The organism is Pseudoalteromonas sp. CO348 (genome assembly GCF_004208845.1).
GTDB classification, from domain to species: domain Bacteria; phylum Pseudomonadota; class Gammaproteobacteria; order Enterobacterales; family Alteromonadaceae; genus Pseudoalteromonas; species Pseudoalteromonas maricaloris.
Genome location: NZ_SGPI01000040.1, coordinates 289,544 through 307,729 on the forward strand (window position 1 = coordinate 289,544; position 18,186 = coordinate 307,729).

Below are 18,186 nucleotides of genomic sequence, written 5' to 3' on the forward strand. Positions count from 1 at the left end.
ATTGGTATTGGACGATGGCGATTTTTGTTCTGGGCTTGTTAGCATTAATGGCGAATGCCGAAGTTGACTTAGATGCGTTTGAATCTCTGGTTAAAAACGCGCCTGATGAAGCGCTTAAGGCATACCAAGGTGCGATTGCTCGGGAGGATCTTGCTGTTGCAGATTTATATCAACTTCATTACCTTGCCATTAGAGCGAGTGCCAATACGTTCAATAACGCCATTTTTATTAAAGCGCTAAATACGCTTAAAGCGCCACCCTTCAAGACTTTGGCTGACGAAGATAGGGCGAAAATTCTGACTAATATTGGTGTTGGTTATCGTCGCCGTAACCAGAATGAACAAGCTATCTGGCATTATCGATGTGCAATGAACACTCCGGCCAGCTTCCAGCATAAGTCTGCACTTAAAGTGAACATCGCGATTGCGTACACGCGCCTTGAACAACCCGCGATTGGCTACAATCTCTTAAAAAGCGTGGATAGAGAAATGTTACCAAGCTTTATGCAAGCAGGGCTGTTAACTGCGCTTGGCAATGCAACATTTGCAATGGGTGAAGCCGATGAGGCGCTGAGCTATTACGTTGATGCGGCGACCCATTACGCAAAAGATGAAAACTATAGGGCTGTGAAGCAAGTATCAATCAATGGTCTTGGGATATATGTACTCAACTCAGACTTCTCAAACTACCACAAGGCGCTTGCTGATATTGCGACGGAGCCTTCCCTAATAGAAGATAATCAAAACTATCTCGGTTGGTTGCGGGAGCTGGTACAACAGTTAGAGCAAAACAAACAAGCCGTAACCGTGTCGACAACAATGAAAGCCTATGCGCTCGGCGCTGCAAATGCAGGATATGCGTCCATGGTGAATGCGCATATCGACAAGTTTAATCTGTCGCTGCCCAAAGTCACTTCACAGATCATCGTCAGAGATCCGCTTCCTGTTGAATTAGGAAAAACCTGGTGCCCGAAACTTTGACAAAGCCAATTTTTTTGCCATGGTTATGTTATCGTTAAATAAATACGGCTTGTGAGTTTTGGAGAAATAATGTCGCAATGGGTAAAAGGAGAAATCGTCGAAATCACACATTGGACGCCCACATTATTCAGTATCAGATTTAAAGCGGATATCGCACCGTTTAAGGCTGGTCAATATACTAAATTGAGTTTGCAACAAGGGGAAAAGCGCATCGCGCGAGCATATTCTTTTGTAAACGCGCCGTCAGAACCAATTCATGAAGTCTTGTTAGTTGAAGTGCCCGATGGCAACCTTTCAGTGCCTTTACATCAGCTACAAGTCGGTGATGAGCTCAATGTAGCTTACCAAGCAAACGGTTTTTTTATACTAGATGAACTACCACCTTGCGATACGCTTTGGATGATAAGTACAGGTACGGCGGTTGGCCCATTTTTGTCTATGCTCAGAGAAGATGAGGTGTGGCAGAGGGTTAAACAGGTGATCCTTATTCATGGTGTGCGCCTAAATGCAGATTTGTGTTACCGTGAAGAGCTTGAGCAGTTGCAACAACAAAGAGATGGCTTTACTTATGTGCCGCTTGTTACACGGGAACAACCTGAGAGCGGTTGCCAAGGCCGTGTCACTGAACTGATCGAAAACAAGCAATTATTAACCTACCTAGGCTATAAGCAGTTTCCGGATAACAGTCATTTTATGCTTTGTGGTAACCCCGAAATGGTGAAAGAGCTAAGTGCTCAGTTGCAGAGTATGGGGTACGAACGCCATAGGCGAGCCAAGCCTGGGCATATTACCGTTGAGCAATATTGGTGATCCTATGCAGGCTCGTGTTATGTATCTCTTATGCTTATTATTGCTGGTAACCGCGAATACTGTTTCTGCAGAGCCAAAGGTCATTAGGGTCGTGGACGCAGCAGAAGAAAATGGCACGCCGCAGAATCAATATTTTTTGTCAGTCTTGCGCTTAGCTTTAGATAAGTCACGAGAGCAATATGGCGAGTATTGGATAGAACCGATTGATTTACCAATTAATCAATCACGGCAATTTAAGGAATTGCTAAAGCACAATATCGATGTATTCTGGACGGTCTCAACAGCCGCTAGAGACACTCAAGCAAAGCCAGTGGCCATTCCCATCGCGTTTGGCAGCTTTGGTATAAGGGCACTGGCAATGAACGTGGCCGACAGCGGCAAGCTGAATGTGCATTTATCATTAGCTGAGCTACAAAAGTTCAACGTCGTCTTGGGGCAGGATTGGCCCGATGTTCAGATTTTTGAAAAAGCGGGTTTTACGGTAGAAAAATATGTTGATGGGTTGGCAGTTTACAGAGTGCTTGCAAATAGTACCAGTAAGATTTTTCCACGAGGTGTCATTGAAGTCGTACCTGAGCTCAAGGCGTTCGATAACAAGCAAGTGACTTATGGTGAGAAGAACCTGTTGCTCTATCCTTCAATGGTGTACTTCTATGTCCGCAAAGAGGATATTAAACTGCATAAACGCCTTGAGTATGGCTTAACACAAGCATTTGAAGACGGCTCTTTGGCTGCGCTTTTCTATGACAGTAATATGATGGTTGAGCTGAAAAGACACTTTAATTTGCAAGGGGCTGCAATCCATCAAATTGAAAATCCGTTAATTATCTCTAAGAAGCAGCTCGATGTGATTACGCAGTTACAAATCGAGCTGCTAAAACAACTTAACTATTCACCAGCTCGTTAAAGCTCTGGTTATCTGCAAGGCTTGCAAACGCTGGCTCATGTTGTAACTCGTTCTTTAAGTTAGGCGCATATTCCAAAGCCATACGGATGTCGGCCATCGCATCTGCATGCTTATATAGCATGGAGTAAGCACACGCGCGCTGCCAATAGGCATAGCCATAGTCACTGTCGATTTCTAATGCTTGATTACACAAAGCAATTGCAGTGTTGGTTTGACCAAGCTCTAATAACGCATCGGCTTTGTAGGCAATCGCCTCGACATCTTCCGGTTTGCGATTTAGGATCTCATCGTAAATTTCAATTTTAGAATTCATGTCACTCTCAAGATTTGCCCGCATCCACAGAGAGTGTACTTCATTCGTTATAGAGATTTTCTTCTGGTTATTGAGGATTTCTTCAGAACGTTCGCGTAATTTCTCTTCAATAACCTGAAGGCGCTTTTCATATTCGTCGGTGATCGTGCCAACGCGCAGGCTAACGATATCTTCTACTTTACTCTTAATATCTCTAAAAGAAGTCCAACCAACAACCACTAAGATGGACGCAGCTGCTGTGATCAAAAAGAGCACATTATTGATGGTATCCGTGGTGTAGGTAATTGCACGATCTGCAGTATCTAGCTGAGAGTGGCTGATTTTCTTCTCTATATCAGCTCTTAAACGCATTTGATCTTCTCTGACTGCTCTTAACTCATCAAGGATATAACGCTCAATTAAGGGTCTATACATGGGCTCTTGTAATTGTGATAAAGCTTGTTGTTGTTGGTTTTCTGTCGGCTTTTTTGACGTTGCCTGTTCATTCGCCATGCTCGTAAAACTACAAGCGACGAGAAGGATAAATAGTACTATGCTTTTCATATTGATGTTCTTGAAACTTTATATTTTTAATATGGTGCATGAGTTAAGGTGGAATTGCAAAAAGCGGAGAAGAAATATTGGCTTATGTAATGAAATTAGCGATTTATAGCCTGATTATACTCTCTTTAACGAGTTTGAGTGCCTCTGCAAAAGATCTACTCGTGGTAACCGAAGAGTGGAAGCCGTACAACTTCACCAATGACAAAGGTGAGGTTGTTGGGAGAGCAACAAAAAAGGTAAGGGAAGTGCTTGCTGCTGCTGAAGTTGACTACGAGATAAAAGTTTACCCTTGGGTACGGGCAATGAAAATTGCCAAAGAGCGCCCAAATACAATGATTTACTCTATTTATCGTACCGCTGAGCGTGAAGCTGACTATGAATGGGCATGCCCTTTGATCCGCCCTGTGGGCGTGTATTTCTTCAAGCTTAAAACGCGCAAAGATATTCAAGTGGCTTCATTGGAAGATGCCAAGCAGTACACTTCTGCAGTAGTAAAAGGCAATATCTATTATGATTTTTTGATTCAACACGGATTTACTCAAGGAGAGCATTTGGTTGTTGCCGCCGACTCCAAAAGCTTTTACAAACTCTTTTTCAAAGGGCGGATAGACCTTGTAATGTCAACGGAATACATCATGAGTGAAGAACTTAAAACTGCAGGGCTTAACGATGACGAAGTTACACCGCTTTTAGAAGTGACGAAGGCAAGTCAGCAGCGTGGATGTATGGCATTTAGCAAGGATACAGATCCGATGCTCATAGACCGAATTAGGCGTGCACTGGTAAAGCATAATCAAGAATTTGTTGGACCATAATAGGCAATCCTTAGGGAAAGATTGCCCAGAGTGTTAGGGCACTAATCAATATTAGTAGCTAAGCTTAATTTGACCAACCGCCACGCTGCCGTTATCCCACGTTGTTCTGCACTTGAAGTTCAAAATAGCACTACTTTTGTAGTTATTTTGGTAAACGAATTGTTTGTGAAGTTTTCATAAATGGTATGTAATTTTCTTTTAGTGGAGATAGCTGTCTAAAGAAAGGAGAAGATGGTTCTAACTACTTGAAAATTAATTTAAATAGCGCATGATTTAGTGCTGTTCTACAGAACGGTTGTATGTTCCTCACAGCTAACTTTAGTTAGAAAAGCTCAATGCTTGGGTTAACAACGCATTGAGCTTGATTCTATGTTCTAAAATTTATAACTGACTGATAACTCAACTCTTCTAGGTGTTAAATAGTTTGAAGCATTTAAGTAATTTGGGTTTGCTTCAGGCGCTGATGCAGAGCCAATTTCACTTGTCTCCGTATATTCTGTAACTTCTTGAGAGTTAAATGCATTTTTAATATTTGCGCGTAACGTTAGGTTTTCTGCCCACTCAGGTTTATATGTAACACCTAAATCTACAGTTTTAACCCAAGGTGTTCTTCCTTCATTACCGCGACTGCCTAGCTTGCCTTGGCAAAAGAATGAAGATGCGCTATAACCTGCAAGACCGCTATAATCAACACCTAATTCGTCTTTGTATTGCTCCAATGGTAGATATCCATAGCAGCTTACTGGTCTACCAGACTGAACCAAAATATTTGCAGACACTGCGATTTCTTCTGTGATGTTATATCCGCCAAACAGTTTCAATGTATGACGTCTATCATTCGGTAAGTAGCCATCAGCACCTTTTTGGAATAATGCATGATCCACATCTTGTGTGGCTCCTGCATCATCCTGCTCTAATGTCGAATTCACATAACCTTCCGCGTTCCCTTTACTCTTAGCATAACTGTATGAGCCTTTTAAATACCAATTGTCTTCAAATGCTCGTTCCCAAAAGAACTCTACAGCAGTGTAGGTACGTTTATATTTATCTAGGTCAAAGTAGCTGGCGGGAATTGAAACGGCTTGATAGTTTCCATCGTTTTCAAGATCCATAGCAATTTCAACATTATTGCCAGGGTTCATCATCATACAATTTGCCATGCTATTGTAGTCGAAGTTATTGTAGCCATTATCGGTTGCATAGTTTATAAATGCTTGGTGACCACAGTAGTCATCCATACCATCTTTTATTTCACGATAAATTGCTTTAACTCCTACGGTCCAAGTATCAAACTCTTGCTGATAGCCTAAGATGAACTCATCTTGGTGCATTGGTTCAAGGTTAATAGCAGCAATAGAACCAGGGTGAGGAGGATTTTCATCACCGTTGTATGATGTTTCGCCTAATTTAGCACCTAACTTGGTTGGTGCACTTGTTGTTGGATCTTCATCAGCACTATCGACAAGGAAGTATTCTTCTGTGGAAAACTCTATACCAGAACCACGAATGTTAGTATTGGCCGAAATAGGAATATAATAGCGTCCAGCTGTGGCAAATAGCTTTTTATCACCTTCACCAAAGACATCCCAAGAGAACCCCAATCGAGGCGCATATTTAGTGTCACCTTTCACAAAGGATTCACCCTTTGAGTTAAAGTTTTCGAACCCTTCAGCACGAATACCTAGTCGAAGAATTATGTCGTCTGTGACTTGCCACTCATCAGTTAGATAAAACGCGGTATTCTCCACGAGATATTTACCCGAAGCTTCTGTGAGAGTACGGTGGCGAACATAATCTTGTCCTTCGGGTACAACCACACCTCGTACTTCACTTCCTGTGCCCCTATGCCAGCGCCAGTAATCACCACCAGAGAACTCTCGTCCGAGTTTGGTTGATTCAAACTCTTCTTTGTCATAGCCAAAAGAAATACTGTGTGCGCCAATGTCGTAGCGTAATCCCAGTCGAATCGAATCACGAGTATCAGATTCTGTTTCTCCTTCAGGATCGTAGCGATAATATTGGTTTGAATCTTTACCCCAACAACCGATCCGTTGTGAAGAAGTTGGAGTCTCGCGGCGATCATAAACTAATGGGCATTCAGCTCCTGGTCCTTCAAGTGGATTTCTAACACTAGAGTCAAACTTCATACGCCCAAGAAGTGCATTTACAGTTAGGTTATCTGTGATATACCCCGTGTAGCTAAGGATATGAATATCACCACTGTCACTTATTGAGTATGGGTCTGCTGGCGTGCCATGCTTACCCGTGTAATATTCATCTTCAGGGTTGGTGTATGGATGAATCGTGTACTCATCATCATTAAGAATATAGGTATATTCTAATACCTGACTATCAGTAATATTCCAGTCTAACTTAAATAAGCCTAACGGAGACTCATCGGTGTTCCGCGTACTTCTGTCGACATTAAAATCGTTCCATTCATCGTCGCGCCATTGATACATTGCGAAGAAAAATAGTTTGTCTTCAATGATCGGACCTGAACCGTAAACGTTATATTTCAAGTAATCATACGTATTGTCAGAATTATATACATGATACTTTTCGCTCGAAGAAGGGTCGGTTTGCTTGCTTAAGTTATCGGTTCGATCTTCACGCAAGCTTTTTGGTGTCCAATATGCTGAGCCTCCAAACTCCCAATCATTGGAACCGCGTTTTGTCACGATATTCACGACGCCACCGAGCGAACGTCCATACTCGGCACCATAACCACCCGTTTTAACTTGTTGTTGTGATACGCCATCGTAAGGAAGATTGGCAAAAGAAGTAAATTTCCGAATGTTTGTAACATCGAAGCCATTGATATAATAGCCATTTTCAGCAACAGATGCGCCACCGAATGATGCTAGATTTCCAAAGCCTGAATCACCTTTAGTTGTACCTGGAGCAAGTAATGCAACACTCGTTAAGTCCTTTGTAATTGGTAGTCGATCTATATCTTCCGCAGTAAAGACGGTTGCTGACTCCACTGAAGTTAAATCTAAGGGGGAAACTCGGGAGCCAACGACACTAAGAACTTCAACTTTGTCTGTAAAATCGATAGAGCGCGTACCACCAACAGTTACAACTATGTCGAAGCTTTGCTCACCATTAGAAACGGTATAATTACCGGTAGGTAATTGTCTAAAGTGAAACTTCTCATTCGTTGATACGGAAAACGTTCTTGAAAGGCCTGTATTTTTATTTTTGATTGTTACAACAGAACCGTGGCTGGCAATGCCTGAAATTGAGCCCGTTGAGTTATCTGCGAACGCAGGAGCAGCTGAAGAGAGTGCAAGTACAACACCTAATGTAACTAAGTTTATTTTCATTATTATTCCTTTATATTTTGCAAAGATGCACATATTTTGTAACAAAGTCTGTATATGTTTACAAATGTAAATTTTAAAATTTTATTATAAGTATAATAAACAAATGGTTAGCGTTTTTTGTTCTTCCATTTGTAAAGATCTAACATATTTCGTCTCAATTTGACTATTTCTTCCAAAAAAGTTGAGAAAAATTGAATTAATAATATAAATTTGTTGTTTTTGATGAGGAGTTTATTCATTGAAGAATAAAGGGAAACTTGTTTGATTTGACGGTTGCTTAGTTGGTTTAAAGTTTTGCAGCTTGTTGCACCACAATCGCGTGGCGCTTTGCTAATCTTTGGTGATCTTTATCGTATCCGCCACCAATCACGGTCGCGACAGGGACACCATGCTTTTGACATAAGCTCAGCACCAGTGCATCTCGTTTCGCAATGCCAAGCCATGAGATATCCAATTTACCTAAGTTATCACCTTGCCAAACATCGACACCAGCGTCGTACAGCACAATATCTGGATTTAGATCAATCAATAATGACTCAAGTGTATGTGCGACAACTTCTAGGTAGTGAGTGTCACTGATCCCTACTTCTAAGCCAATATCTAAATCGCTATCATGCTTACGAAAGGGGAAGTTTTTCTCGCAGTGGATTGAGCAGGTATAAACATACGGGTTGTGCTTCAACATGGCGGCGGTACCGTCGCCTTGATGAACATCCAAGTCAAAGATTAAGGCATTGGTGATCTGATTGCTGTCGAGCAGATGTGTGGTCGTAAAAGCGAGATCGTTTACCATGCAAAAACCAGAGCCAAAATCATAGTGTGCGTGGTGCGTGCCTCCGGCTAAATGGCATGCAATACCATGTTTAAGCGCAAGTTCTGCAGTTTTTAGCGTTCCAAGAGGCGCAGTAAAAGTACGTGCCATAAGCTGCTCCGACCAAGGCAAGCCGATACGGCGCATCATTTTAGCGTTGAGTTGATCACGCCATAAGTCCCAAATATATTGCTCGCAGTGCACGCTTTCAAGTGGCGATGGGTCGCCGGCTTCAGGGCTATAAACATTGTTGTGAATGAGCCCTAATGCGTCTACTTCATGGTAAAGACGCGCAAATTTACTCATCACGAAGCGGTGCTTTGGGTCAAAATTGAATGAGTAATTAGAGTGATAAACTAGTGGTAAATTTGGGTTGTTCAAAAACGGCTCCGGAAATGGCGATATGGCAGTGTAGCAATATCAATCCCCGAAGCCGAGCGCTTTAGCTTTCAGTGTTGCTTGTGTTCTGTCTCGTACTTGTAGTTTTGCGAGCAAACAAGAAACCGAGTTACGGATGGTACCTTCCGCTTTATATAATGTATTGGCGATTTCCTTATTGGAATATCCTTTCGCGATTAGTTTTAAAATATCCTTTTCTCGTGTGGTGAGCTTATCTAAAGTGGGGTCAGGTTTTAGTAAGGTCTCAGCAAGCTCGTCTTGGATGATGAGTTCACCTTGATGGACTTGTCGAACTGCATCAATTAACTCTTCTAAGTCCACATCTTTAAGAAGACAGCCTTTAGCACCAAGCTCTAGGGCTAATTTTAGCTTTGCGGTATCGTTGAAGGTAGTGAGGATAATGACTTTAAACTTGATTGCCAAAGGCAAAAGCTCGGTGAGTACATCGACACCATCTAGCTCAGGCATTCGCATATCTAAAAGTACAATGTCAGCTGTAATTTGGTTTAATTGAACCTGTTGGATGAACTCACTGCCGCTGCCACAACTTCCAGAACAAATAATGTCACCACTTAGCGAAAGCAGTGCTTGCATACCTTGGCGCACAAGCGCCTGATCATCGACTAGGTAAACTGATATTTTAGCCATTTGTCGTCCCAAAATGGATAGTTAATGTTACGCCTTGATGAGTTGACACATCAAGACTGCCGCCGAGTTCTTGGATCCGTTCCTGCATACCAGCCAGACCATTTCCAAATCGAATACTATTTAAGGTAATGCCGTTGTCACTTATTTGTACTTTTAACCCTTGTTGACAATACACTCGTACTTGCATTTTATCCGCCTTGGCGTGCTTCAAGGTATTGGTGATGGCCTCTTGGCAGCATTTTAAAATGCAATTGGCATAACTTAATTTCTCGAGTAAGGGATGATGTTCATAGTCGAGTTCAATGTTAAGACGAGGGATTGATTCAGTAAGCCTCAGCAATGCATCATGGAGATCGATATGCTCGTTGCTACGCTTGTCGCTGACTAAATCGCGAATACATTTTAGGGTGTCTTTAGCTTGCAAATAGCAGCTATCTAATAGCTCGGTTAATGGTGCAGCCGCAGTTCGTCTTGCGACATCTAAATTTACAATCAGACTGGTTATTTGATGTCCAACATCGTCATGTAATTCTCGTGCTAACTGAAGTCGCTCTTGTTTAGCAATACTTTGGCTTAGCAGAGACTGCGTTGCAGATAGCTCACTGTGCGCGAGTTGTAGCGCTTCTTTGGCTTCTTGTTCTTTTTGCATTCTTTTACACACCACGTACGCAAATAACTGAAAACAAGCAAATAACACAGCGTTGAGATATTCAAAACCATGTCCCCAAAAAAAGTATTGCGACGCAACATATAAGCAGGAGGTAACTAGGATATACCCAAGCGCAAAACTTAAAGGAACATAAAAAGCAAGGATCCCAACGAGTTTTACGTTGTAAATGAGATGAATTGCGGCCGGGGAGGTAAGGTTAATTGACTGGATCAAAAGTGCCAATACAAACAGCATTGAATACCTAACCTTGTAGCCATAGTATTTTTCGGATTCATTGATACATAAAAGTACGAGGATCAAAACACCGATATGCTGTACCCAAGGCAGCCATTGTGCTTTTTGCTGAGCATAAATCAAACTTGGTATTGCAACGGCTAACCAAGTGAAAATGGTTGTTACCAACCAAGCCGTCGGATAGCGAAAAAACGCCGACATCTACTTACTCCGCTAAAAACCTGCTCTGCAGGTATTATTCCTTTATTCTCTTGCGAACCTATCCTAGCAGATATTTGTGACTCTGTGATGATGACGAATGTCATAAGTTTTACATTGTAAATCAAAGTGCAATAACGGTTTTTCACCCTTGATACTGCATTGATTTGTGGCACCACTATTCCTGTTCTATCTTTATGTAACAATCTTTTCATAATTAGGGATACTCAGAATGAAAAGTGTTAAGGCAAAACTTATTTCTGCGGTAACTGCGGGTTTAGTGGTAATGCTCATCGGTGCGATGATTACTGTTTTGGTGATGAAACGCGTCGCGGAGCAGTATGACAGCATGATAGACAATGAATTGGCTGCTCGCGAGCAAATAAACATAGTGCTCGATGATTTCAAAACCCAAGTACAAGAGTGGAAAAATGTACTCATTAGAGGAAGGGATCCTGCCCAGCTAAATAAATATTGGTCAAGATTTGAAACCAAAGAAGCTGAAGTACAAAAGCAACTCAGTTCAATTGTTTCTGCCTATGCGTTACCAGTCACCCTAGAAAATAAGTTGCGTGAATATCAAAAAGAACACCTCACCTTAGGACAAAAATATCGTGAAGCGGTGGAACTATTCAAAAGTTCAGGCTTTGATATTAACCTTGCTGATGCTTCAGTGAGTGGAATAGACCGCCAAGCAAGTGTTTACTTACTTGAAATTAATGAGCAAATTAACGCGTTAGTAGACACGAGAACGAGTGAAATTGTCGCGACAAAAAACCAACTTATCTTTTTTAGTACCCTAGGACTCATCATTATTGCGCTTGTGACTTTAGGATTACTGACTTGGTATATGCAGCATTTAATCACTCGTCCAATCCGCCGTGCATCTGATGTGGCGAAAGCAATTGCGAGTGGTCGATTAGACAACAAAGTCGTTGTACACAGTAACGATGAAATAGGTAATTTACTGGCAAATTTACGGCAAATGCAAACTAGCTTACTTGATGCGACTCAAAAGCTAGAGCTACAAGCAAAAGAAAACTTACGGATCCGTTATGCGCTAAATAACGTGGCCGCGCCCGTGCTTTTATGTGATGACAGTAATCAAGTGATCTACGTAAATGCACAATGTGATTCTTTATTTGATCGTTACCGCACTGCGTTAAGTGTGCCGACTGAAGTCGTTAATCATCCAATTCCCGAAGCTTTACTTCACAGCTCTAAAGCACTGCACCAGGCTGCGGGTCAATTAGTACGTCAGCTAGAGTGGGAGTGGTGCGTAGGTGACATAATCATTGCAGTAACCGCCAACCCAGTTTCCGATCAAAATGGTAGGGTGTTAGGTACGGTATTTGAATTTAAGGATTTAAGCCAGACAAGACGTGCAGAACAACAGGTTGAACAGCTCATTAAGTCAGCTTCCGATGGCAAACTAAGTGAACGTATAAACCTTGAGGGATACGTTGGCTCTATGAAATTAATAGCCAGCGGACTTAACAAACTACTTGATGCTGTTGAGCAGCCCATTAGCCAAACAAAACAATATCTTACTTCGCTTTCAAAAGGAGAAATTCCCGAGCAGATTAGCGGTGAGTTTAAGGGCGAATTTGCGCAAATACATATGGCCTTACAGCGCGCCACCTCATCACTATCGTTACTTATTGAGGATACTTACAGTTTAGTTGCCGCCGCAGGAGAAGGGGAGCTCTCTACTCGCGCGGATGAAGCCAAACATCAGGGTGAATTTCGGAAAATCATTCGTGGCGTTAATGAAACGCTTGATGCGGTCTCTAAACCCGTAGCCCTTACTAGTGGATATCTAGAAAGTATCGCAAAAGGAGAATTACCCGCCTTAACGAATGATGGTTATAAAGGAGAGTTTGATAGCATCTATCAAAGCCTCTTTGCTTGTGTTGGTGCGATTAAATTGATGCTAACCGATGCCGAAAAGCTTGCTGAAGCGGCCAGCGAAGGAGACTTGCATCATAGAGCAGACGCTAGCAATCACCATGGCGCATATGCCTGCATAATTACAGCCATGAATGAAACGCTGGACTCGATTGAAGCGCCACTTAAGGAGTGCATGAATGTGATGGATGGGCTGTCTCAGGGAAATTTAACTCGCCAAGTTGAAAAAAGTTATGCGGGTGATTTTGCGCTGCTGAAACAATCGGTGAATACCAGTGTTGGCAACTTAGCTAATATGATGCAAAAGCTACTCGCCATGGCGGAATCCATCACGGTTTCGGTACAGCAGATCACCACAGGCATCGAAGAGTTAAGTGAACGATCCTCTTCTCAAGCTGCATCTATTGAAGAAACACGGGTATCAGTTGGTGAAATCACCGAAACCGTGCACTCAAACGCCAGTAATGCGCAATCTGCTAATCAGTTGGCTATAGAAGTTAACCAGCAAGCACAGCAAGGTGGAAAGGTGGTTGAATCAACGATTGAGGCAATGACCGAAATTAGTAAGAGTGCTAAAGAAATACTTACCGTCATTGAGGTTATTGATTCTATTGCGTTTCAAACTAACTTATTAGCGCTGAACGCCTCTGTTGAAGCTGCAAGAGCGGGAGAAAAAGGAAAAGGTTTTGCGGTCGTTGCCTCAGAAGTGAGAAATTTAGCGCTGCGCAGTGCAAGCGCCTCAAAAGACATTTCTGAGTTGTTGGGAAGCAGTAACATCAAAGTGAAGCAAGGATCTAAGCTGGCGTCAGAATCCGGTGAGACGTTAAAAACCATCGTGGAAAGTGTGTATGGACTTGCATCGCAAGTGCAAACTATCGCTGAGGCCTGCAATACGCAATCAAGTGGTATTGAGCAAATTAATCTAGCGATTAAACAAATTGATGGTATCACGCAACAAAACAATATTTTGGTAGAGATGACGAATGCATCGGGGCTGTCATTGTTGAGTAAAGCCAATGAATTAAGAGAGATGGTTGAGCAATTTGATATCGGCAAGACTAAAGCGGAGTTGATGAAAGTGGTGAGCTAAAGATCAGCAAAATCTAGCACATACGGTTGCTAATTTTATTGTTTTTAGGAACATCACGTGACATGATTGGATAAACTTGGTGGCTTTTTAGCCGCTAACAATGTTTAGGGATGAGGCATAAACCATGGTTACACCAATCATCATTATACTGTTACTTTGCAGCCCGTTATTACTCGGTATTATCTATTCAAAGGTAAGAGGCGTACAGGTAGAGACAACAAAGCTTGCCTGTTGGGGCCTTGGTATCGCATTCATGTTCTTTTTTATTGGCCATATCGTAAAAGCACAGGGAATGGTAGAAATGCTGCCTAGTTGGGTGCCGTATAGGCTTCCTTTGGTGTACTTCACTGGTGTCATCGAACTCGTCGTAGCGATTCTGTTATTTATACCTAAATATCAATTGCCTACAGCAAAAGCGGCTATTGCCATTTTTATCCTGTTTTTTCCCGCAAACGTGTATGCCGCGCTCAACAGCGTTGGCTTGGGAGGACATCAGTGGGGACCAGTTTATTTGCTAATTAGAGCACCACTGCAAATCATTTTGATTGCTTGGGCATATTTTATGTGTGTAAAACCGCTATCAATGCCTGTGGCTGAAATTAAATAAAGCTCAGTTCAAATAGAACATATAAACAGAAAGAGGAGTGAGATTTCCTCACTTCTCTTTCAGCATTTTTCGACTATTGGTCTTTTACTTTTTCATTCTCTAGGCAAGGTTTACCAGCTAAATGAGCAGCCAAAATTTGTGCTATTTTGTCTGTTAGCCAGCTCGGACCTTCGTCAGTCATGTCGTTGTGTTTTGCATTCGCTATTGTGACAACACAATCCTGATATTTTTGCGTTTCTGCACGACTTGGCAGCACTCCTTTGTCTGCTGGAAAGTCACTTGCTCGTATCGACAATACCTTTACATCAAGGCTTCTTGGTAATGGCACTCTGCGATGGTCTAGCGTAATGATATGGTTTGCAAATTTAGCGCCGTGATTGATTAACCATGCTGAAATGTCACCGCCATTCGAATGGCCAATTAAAAGGGTATGCTCAAAATCAAAGGTGGTGAACTTTGGCTTAAAGTAATCGTGAATAAACACTAGCGTATCAGCGCCACGCTGCCAGTTTTCCGCGCGCGTTTCGTATAAGTTCCCCTCGACGGAAAGAGGAGGGTCAGTTGCAAGCTCATGGCCTACAGTAATAACCAAATATCCTGCTTGGTTCAGCGTCTTAACCAAGAATTGATATTCGGTATGTGAGACACCATAGCCGGCGCTTAGCAGTGCAACGGGACAAAGCGCTGTAGTTGAGCAGTTATCGGTATTGGATGGCTGATGAATTTCTACAGGAATTGCTCTATCACGAGTGGGATCAATCACGGTTTCAGCGGCCAAAGCGAATGGGAGACATAGCAATAATAAAAATGAACGTAACATATTTATCCTAAAAAATAGTGGCGCTCAGCAAAAGCCAAAAGCGCCACAACTGGTTGGAGTCTTTTACAAGTTATTCAAAAATTGGTTAACTGATGCTAGCTCTCTTTGCTTTTGCATAATGCAGGTATTTGTTGCCAATTCCAGTTGTTTAAGTGATTTACTCAAGCCTTCTATCTCGTTTTGCATTGGTCCAAAAAACTGCTGCGCCTGTTTTAGCGCATCTGCGTCACAGTACGAAAATAGGTAAAAAGGTAGCTGTGGCTTGGCAAAAGGAGGAAAACGTTCCTTTAAGCGCTCAAAGTGCTGATAAAACCACTTTTGATAAAGCGCTTTTCGCTCATCGCCTTTACCATTCCCGCTTAATATGTAATTAAAGTCTGAGGCTGTTACATGCTCGCTTAGGGCATAATCTAGTACTTGTTGTTGCAATTCTTGAGGACCAAAATACCCCATGGCAAGCAATAGATTAGTACGTTGAGTTGGGTTATTAGTAGTTTCAAATACCTTTTTGTACGACTTCAACAGCTCAGCATCACCGTAATAAGCGGCAATTTGCAGGAAACTTCTCGCCAAGTAGGGGTCAACTTTATCAGGTGACGTTAAATATAAACTCGCTTGTTTTTTGGCATGCGTAATAATGGTTTGATGCTTGGTCTCGAAAGCCAGTGCTCTCACCAATGCTGCACGTATTTCCGATGTGGCAGCTGGTTCATTTGCATTTGCCTCAAGTCCATATCGAGAAAACGCAGGCTCAACATAAGTGGTATAAAGTTTCTTCCAAAGTAACTTATTTGAATCGTCTTCATACTGTTTATGTTGTGATAGTAATTGAGTAAGAGCGGCCTTTGCTACTTTGGGATGAGTGTCGTTAATAAACTCACTGAGTGTTAACATCAACGCATTGGCATTTATTTTTCCAGACTCCATCAGCGCGTCAACATTGCTTAGTAAGTCTAATCTCTCCCGCTCGTTTAGCTTGTTTGGGGCATGTGATATCAGGCTTGCGAGTTGAGACTCAGAAAGATCCCAACGGTAATAACCTGTCGCATTGTCGTTTGGTAAGATCCACTCAGGCTCAAAGTCTAATTTAATCTGTTGTGTCTTGGAGTCTAGAAGTATTGTCTTAGTGGCCGTTTTGTCACCTTTACCATAGCGCAATGTTATGGGGATATACCAAGTTTGTGCTGCCGCTTCTTGCCCTTTTATTACAAAACGTTGTTGGGATAAGGTGGCATTCTGACCATCTAACTTAATCGTCAAAAGTGGAAATGAAGCTTGTGATACAAATGAGTTTAGCACTGTCGCAACATCTTTATTAGACACTTTACCCAGCTCATTCCAAAGATCTTTGGCTTCTGCATTTTTATAAGCAAATTTGCGGGTATAATTGCGCATGCCTTGCTTGAATACTGCTTCCCCAAGCCACTGCTCAACCATGTAAAGTACCGCGCTACCTTTGCTGTACGCAAGTCCCAAGCCGTCTGTTACATCAGACTCTGTAATAACCGGTTTGCGGATCGGTGAGGTAGTTGCTTGAGCATCATAGGGCATGGCACTGTGTTGAGATAAGGATAAATTTGTCTCTAGCTCAGGAAACAACTGTAATGTGATCTTTGCAGCCATCCAAGTGGCAAACGCTTCGTTTAACCACAGATCATTCCACCATTTCATCGTAACTAGATTACCATACCATTGGTGTGCGAGCTCATGAGCAATAACGTTCACATGCGAAGTTTGCGCTTGTCTTGTCGACGTTGCTGGATCGATAAGTAATATATCTTCTCGGTAAGTCACAAGGCCTGCATTCTCCATTGCTCCGAACGGAAATTCAGGGACTGCGACTTGGTCTAGTTTTTTATAGACATAGGGTAAGTCAAAATAGTCTTCAAGTGCTTTGAGTATCTTTGGCGTGTTTTCGATGGAATAAGCGGCAAGATTTGATTTCTTTTGTGGGGTAATAATGTTCCCTGGAACCGCCATCCCTTTAACATCAAGTACTTCGAATGGGCCAACGGATAAGGCAACTAAATAAGAAGGAAGGGGCGGCGTCTTGTCGAAGTAGTGGGTGGTCATGCCATTTGACTTTTTGGTCTCTAAAACAGGCGTGTTGGCGAATACTTTTTGATCGTTAGGGGCGGTAATAGTGAGTTGAAATGGAATTTTATACTCAGGTTCATCAAACGTTGGTATTGCTCTTCTTGCATCACTCATCTGAAACTGAGTAAATAAGTAAGGCACGCCATTGTCTATGGTTTTATAGAGACCGACGCTATTGCGATTGTAAGGGGCGGTATAGTCAATAGTAAGCGTGTAGCGACCCGGTTGCAGTGTTTTTTCGCAACTTAGTCTCACTTTACCGGTTTCGAGCATTTTATCTCTGAGCTCACACGACGCTTTTCCGACTAACTCAGCAGTGTTGATTGCATAGTCTAATCCGTTGAGCTCAATAAATTGGGTGGCTTTGAGCACCTCAAGTTTTATAGTCGTGTGTCCTGAAAAACGCTCCTTAGATGGATCTAAGTTAAATGTGACTGCTTGTTCTATCGGTTTAGCTACGGTGGCTAGACGATGAAGTTCAGCATTAGATTGGGCATCAACAGAAGCACTAGTAGCTAGTAAAATAGCACTGCATATCAGAGATTTAGATAGCATAAAAATCCTTTATCCATATTTGTTATTGTTGTAATCAATGTGCTGTATGTTGTCACTAGGTGTGAACAACACATAATGAGCGCGATGTTCCATTTACTTTAACAAAACTTGTTGCAAAAAGAGTGTGGATAAAGGTTTTCTATCCGATCAATATTTAAAATACTAAGTAATATCAATAAATTGTAGCGGTCGGCTAGTCGACTTTTTGTGTAACAAAAATTGTAACAGGCTTCACCGTACTTAATTATGTTCCCACATATTGAAACTACTTATGTTTCACTGTGTGTTCTAACTTCAGATAGGCTCCGATTATATTTAACCAGTGTAATAACCGTGACTTTGGCTTTGGTTTGCAATAATTCATTGTTGCTCCTGTCGTAGTAGTGAGTAACCTGAGTTCAGGTTAAGTAATTTATGACTGTATCTTGGGTCAAAATATGGCAGGATACCAA

At 42.0% G+C, this 18,186-nt stretch carries 13 protein-coding genes; 6 read left to right on the forward strand and 7 right to left on the reverse strand.

What is annotated here, in order from left to right; genetic code table 11:
• Window positions 1-14 precede the first annotated feature (14 nt).
• The 3 genes from EXT48_RS22295 to EXT48_RS22305 all read left to right on the forward strand — a co-directional run bounded on the left by EXT48_RS22295 (window position 15) and on the right by EXT48_RS22305 (window position 2,697).
• Window positions 15-980 carry a hypothetical protein gene (locus EXT48_RS22295; RefSeq protein WP_130165832.1) on the forward strand — a complete coding sequence of 322 codons (966 nt, stop codon included), beginning with the start codon at window positions 15-17 and terminating at the stop codon, window positions 978-980.
• A 69-nt stretch (window positions 981-1,049) separates the two neighbouring features.
• The gene (locus EXT48_RS22300) at window positions 1,050-1,790 is read left to right on the forward strand and encodes a ferredoxin--NADP reductase (RefSeq protein WP_130165833.1); all 741 of its coding nucleotides are present in this window, start codon (window positions 1,050-1,052) and stop codon (window positions 1,788-1,790) included.
• Between the two features lie 4 nt (window positions 1,791-1,794).
• Window positions 1,795-2,697, forward strand: coding sequence for a hypothetical protein (locus tag EXT48_RS22305; protein ID WP_205992134.1), 903 nt, complete (start codon window positions 1,795-1,797; stop codon window positions 2,695-2,697).
• Here the strand turns inward: EXT48_RS22305 and EXT48_RS22310 are convergent.
• Window positions 2,675-3,553 carry a tetratricopeptide repeat protein gene (locus tag EXT48_RS22310; RefSeq protein WP_010369934.1) on the reverse strand — a complete coding sequence of 293 codons (879 nt, stop codon included), beginning with the start codon at window positions 3,551-3,553 and terminating at the stop codon, window positions 2,675-2,677. The genes EXT48_RS22305 and EXT48_RS22310 overlap by 23 nt on opposite strands.
• Window positions 3,554-3,642: 89 nt before the next feature.
• Here EXT48_RS22310 and EXT48_RS22315 point away from each other — a divergent pair, with 89 nt between their 5' ends.
• A complete protein-coding gene (locus EXT48_RS22315; RefSeq protein WP_130165835.1) occupies window positions 3,643-4,368 on the forward strand; it encodes an ABC transporter substrate-binding protein in 726 nt (241 codons plus the stop codon).
• 374 nt (window positions 4,369-4,742) lie between these two features.
• Here EXT48_RS22315 and EXT48_RS22320 read toward each other — a convergent pair whose 3' ends face one another.
• The 4 genes from EXT48_RS22320 to EXT48_RS22335 form a co-directional block, all read right to left on the reverse strand.
• The gene (locus EXT48_RS22320) at window positions 4,743-7,697 is read right to left on the reverse strand and encodes a TonB-dependent receptor (RefSeq protein WP_165384136.1); all 2,955 of its coding nucleotides are present in this window, start codon (window positions 7,695-7,697) and stop codon (window positions 4,743-4,745) included.
• Window positions 7,698-7,983: 286 nt separating this feature from the next.
• Window positions 7,984-8,889 (reverse strand): histone deacetylase, encoded by a 906-nt coding sequence (locus tag EXT48_RS22325; RefSeq protein ID WP_130165837.1) that lies wholly within the window; start codon window positions 8,887-8,889, stop codon window positions 7,984-7,986.
• A 39-nt stretch (window positions 8,890-8,928) separates the two neighbouring features.
• On the reverse strand, window positions 8,929-9,555 hold the full coding sequence (locus EXT48_RS22330) for a response regulator transcription factor (RefSeq protein ID WP_130165838.1): 627 nt from the start codon (window positions 9,553-9,555) through the stop codon (window positions 8,929-8,931).
• The gene (locus EXT48_RS22335; RefSeq protein ID WP_130165839.1) at window positions 9,548-10,660 is read right to left on the reverse strand and encodes a sensor histidine kinase; all 1,113 of its coding nucleotides are present in this window, start codon (window positions 10,658-10,660) and stop codon (window positions 9,548-9,550) included. Before EXT48_RS22335 ends, EXT48_RS22330 begins: the two co-directional genes overlap by 8 nt.
• Window positions 10,661-10,889: 229 nt before the next feature.
• Here EXT48_RS22335 and EXT48_RS22340 point away from each other — a divergent pair, with 229 nt between their 5' ends.
• Together EXT48_RS22340 and EXT48_RS22345 are read left to right on the forward strand one after the other, a co-directional pair.
• Window positions 10,890-13,655: a methyl-accepting chemotaxis protein gene (locus EXT48_RS22340; protein ID WP_130165840.1), complete on the forward strand. Its 2,766-nt coding sequence runs from the start codon at window positions 10,890-10,892 to the stop codon at window positions 13,653-13,655.
• Window positions 13,656-13,779: 124 nt separating this feature from the next.
• The gene (locus tag EXT48_RS22345) at window positions 13,780-14,262 is read left to right on the forward strand and encodes a hypothetical protein (protein ID WP_130165841.1); all 483 of its coding nucleotides are present in this window, start codon (window positions 13,780-13,782) and stop codon (window positions 14,260-14,262) included.
• A 73-nt stretch (window positions 14,263-14,335) separates the two neighbouring features.
• Here the strand turns inward: EXT48_RS22345 and EXT48_RS22350 are convergent, their stop codons facing one another.
• Both EXT48_RS22350 and EXT48_RS22355 read right to left on the reverse strand, forming a co-directional pair.
• Window positions 14,336-15,082 carry an alpha/beta hydrolase gene (locus tag EXT48_RS22350; RefSeq protein WP_130165842.1) on the reverse strand — a complete coding sequence of 249 codons (747 nt, stop codon included), beginning with the start codon at window positions 15,080-15,082 and terminating at the stop codon, window positions 14,336-14,338.
• 63 nt (window positions 15,083-15,145) lie between these two features.
• A complete protein-coding gene (locus EXT48_RS22355; protein ID WP_130165843.1) occupies window positions 15,146-17,734 on the reverse strand; it encodes a M1 family metallopeptidase in 2,589 nt (862 codons plus the stop codon).
• Between the last annotated feature and the right edge of the window lie 452 nt (window positions 17,735-18,186).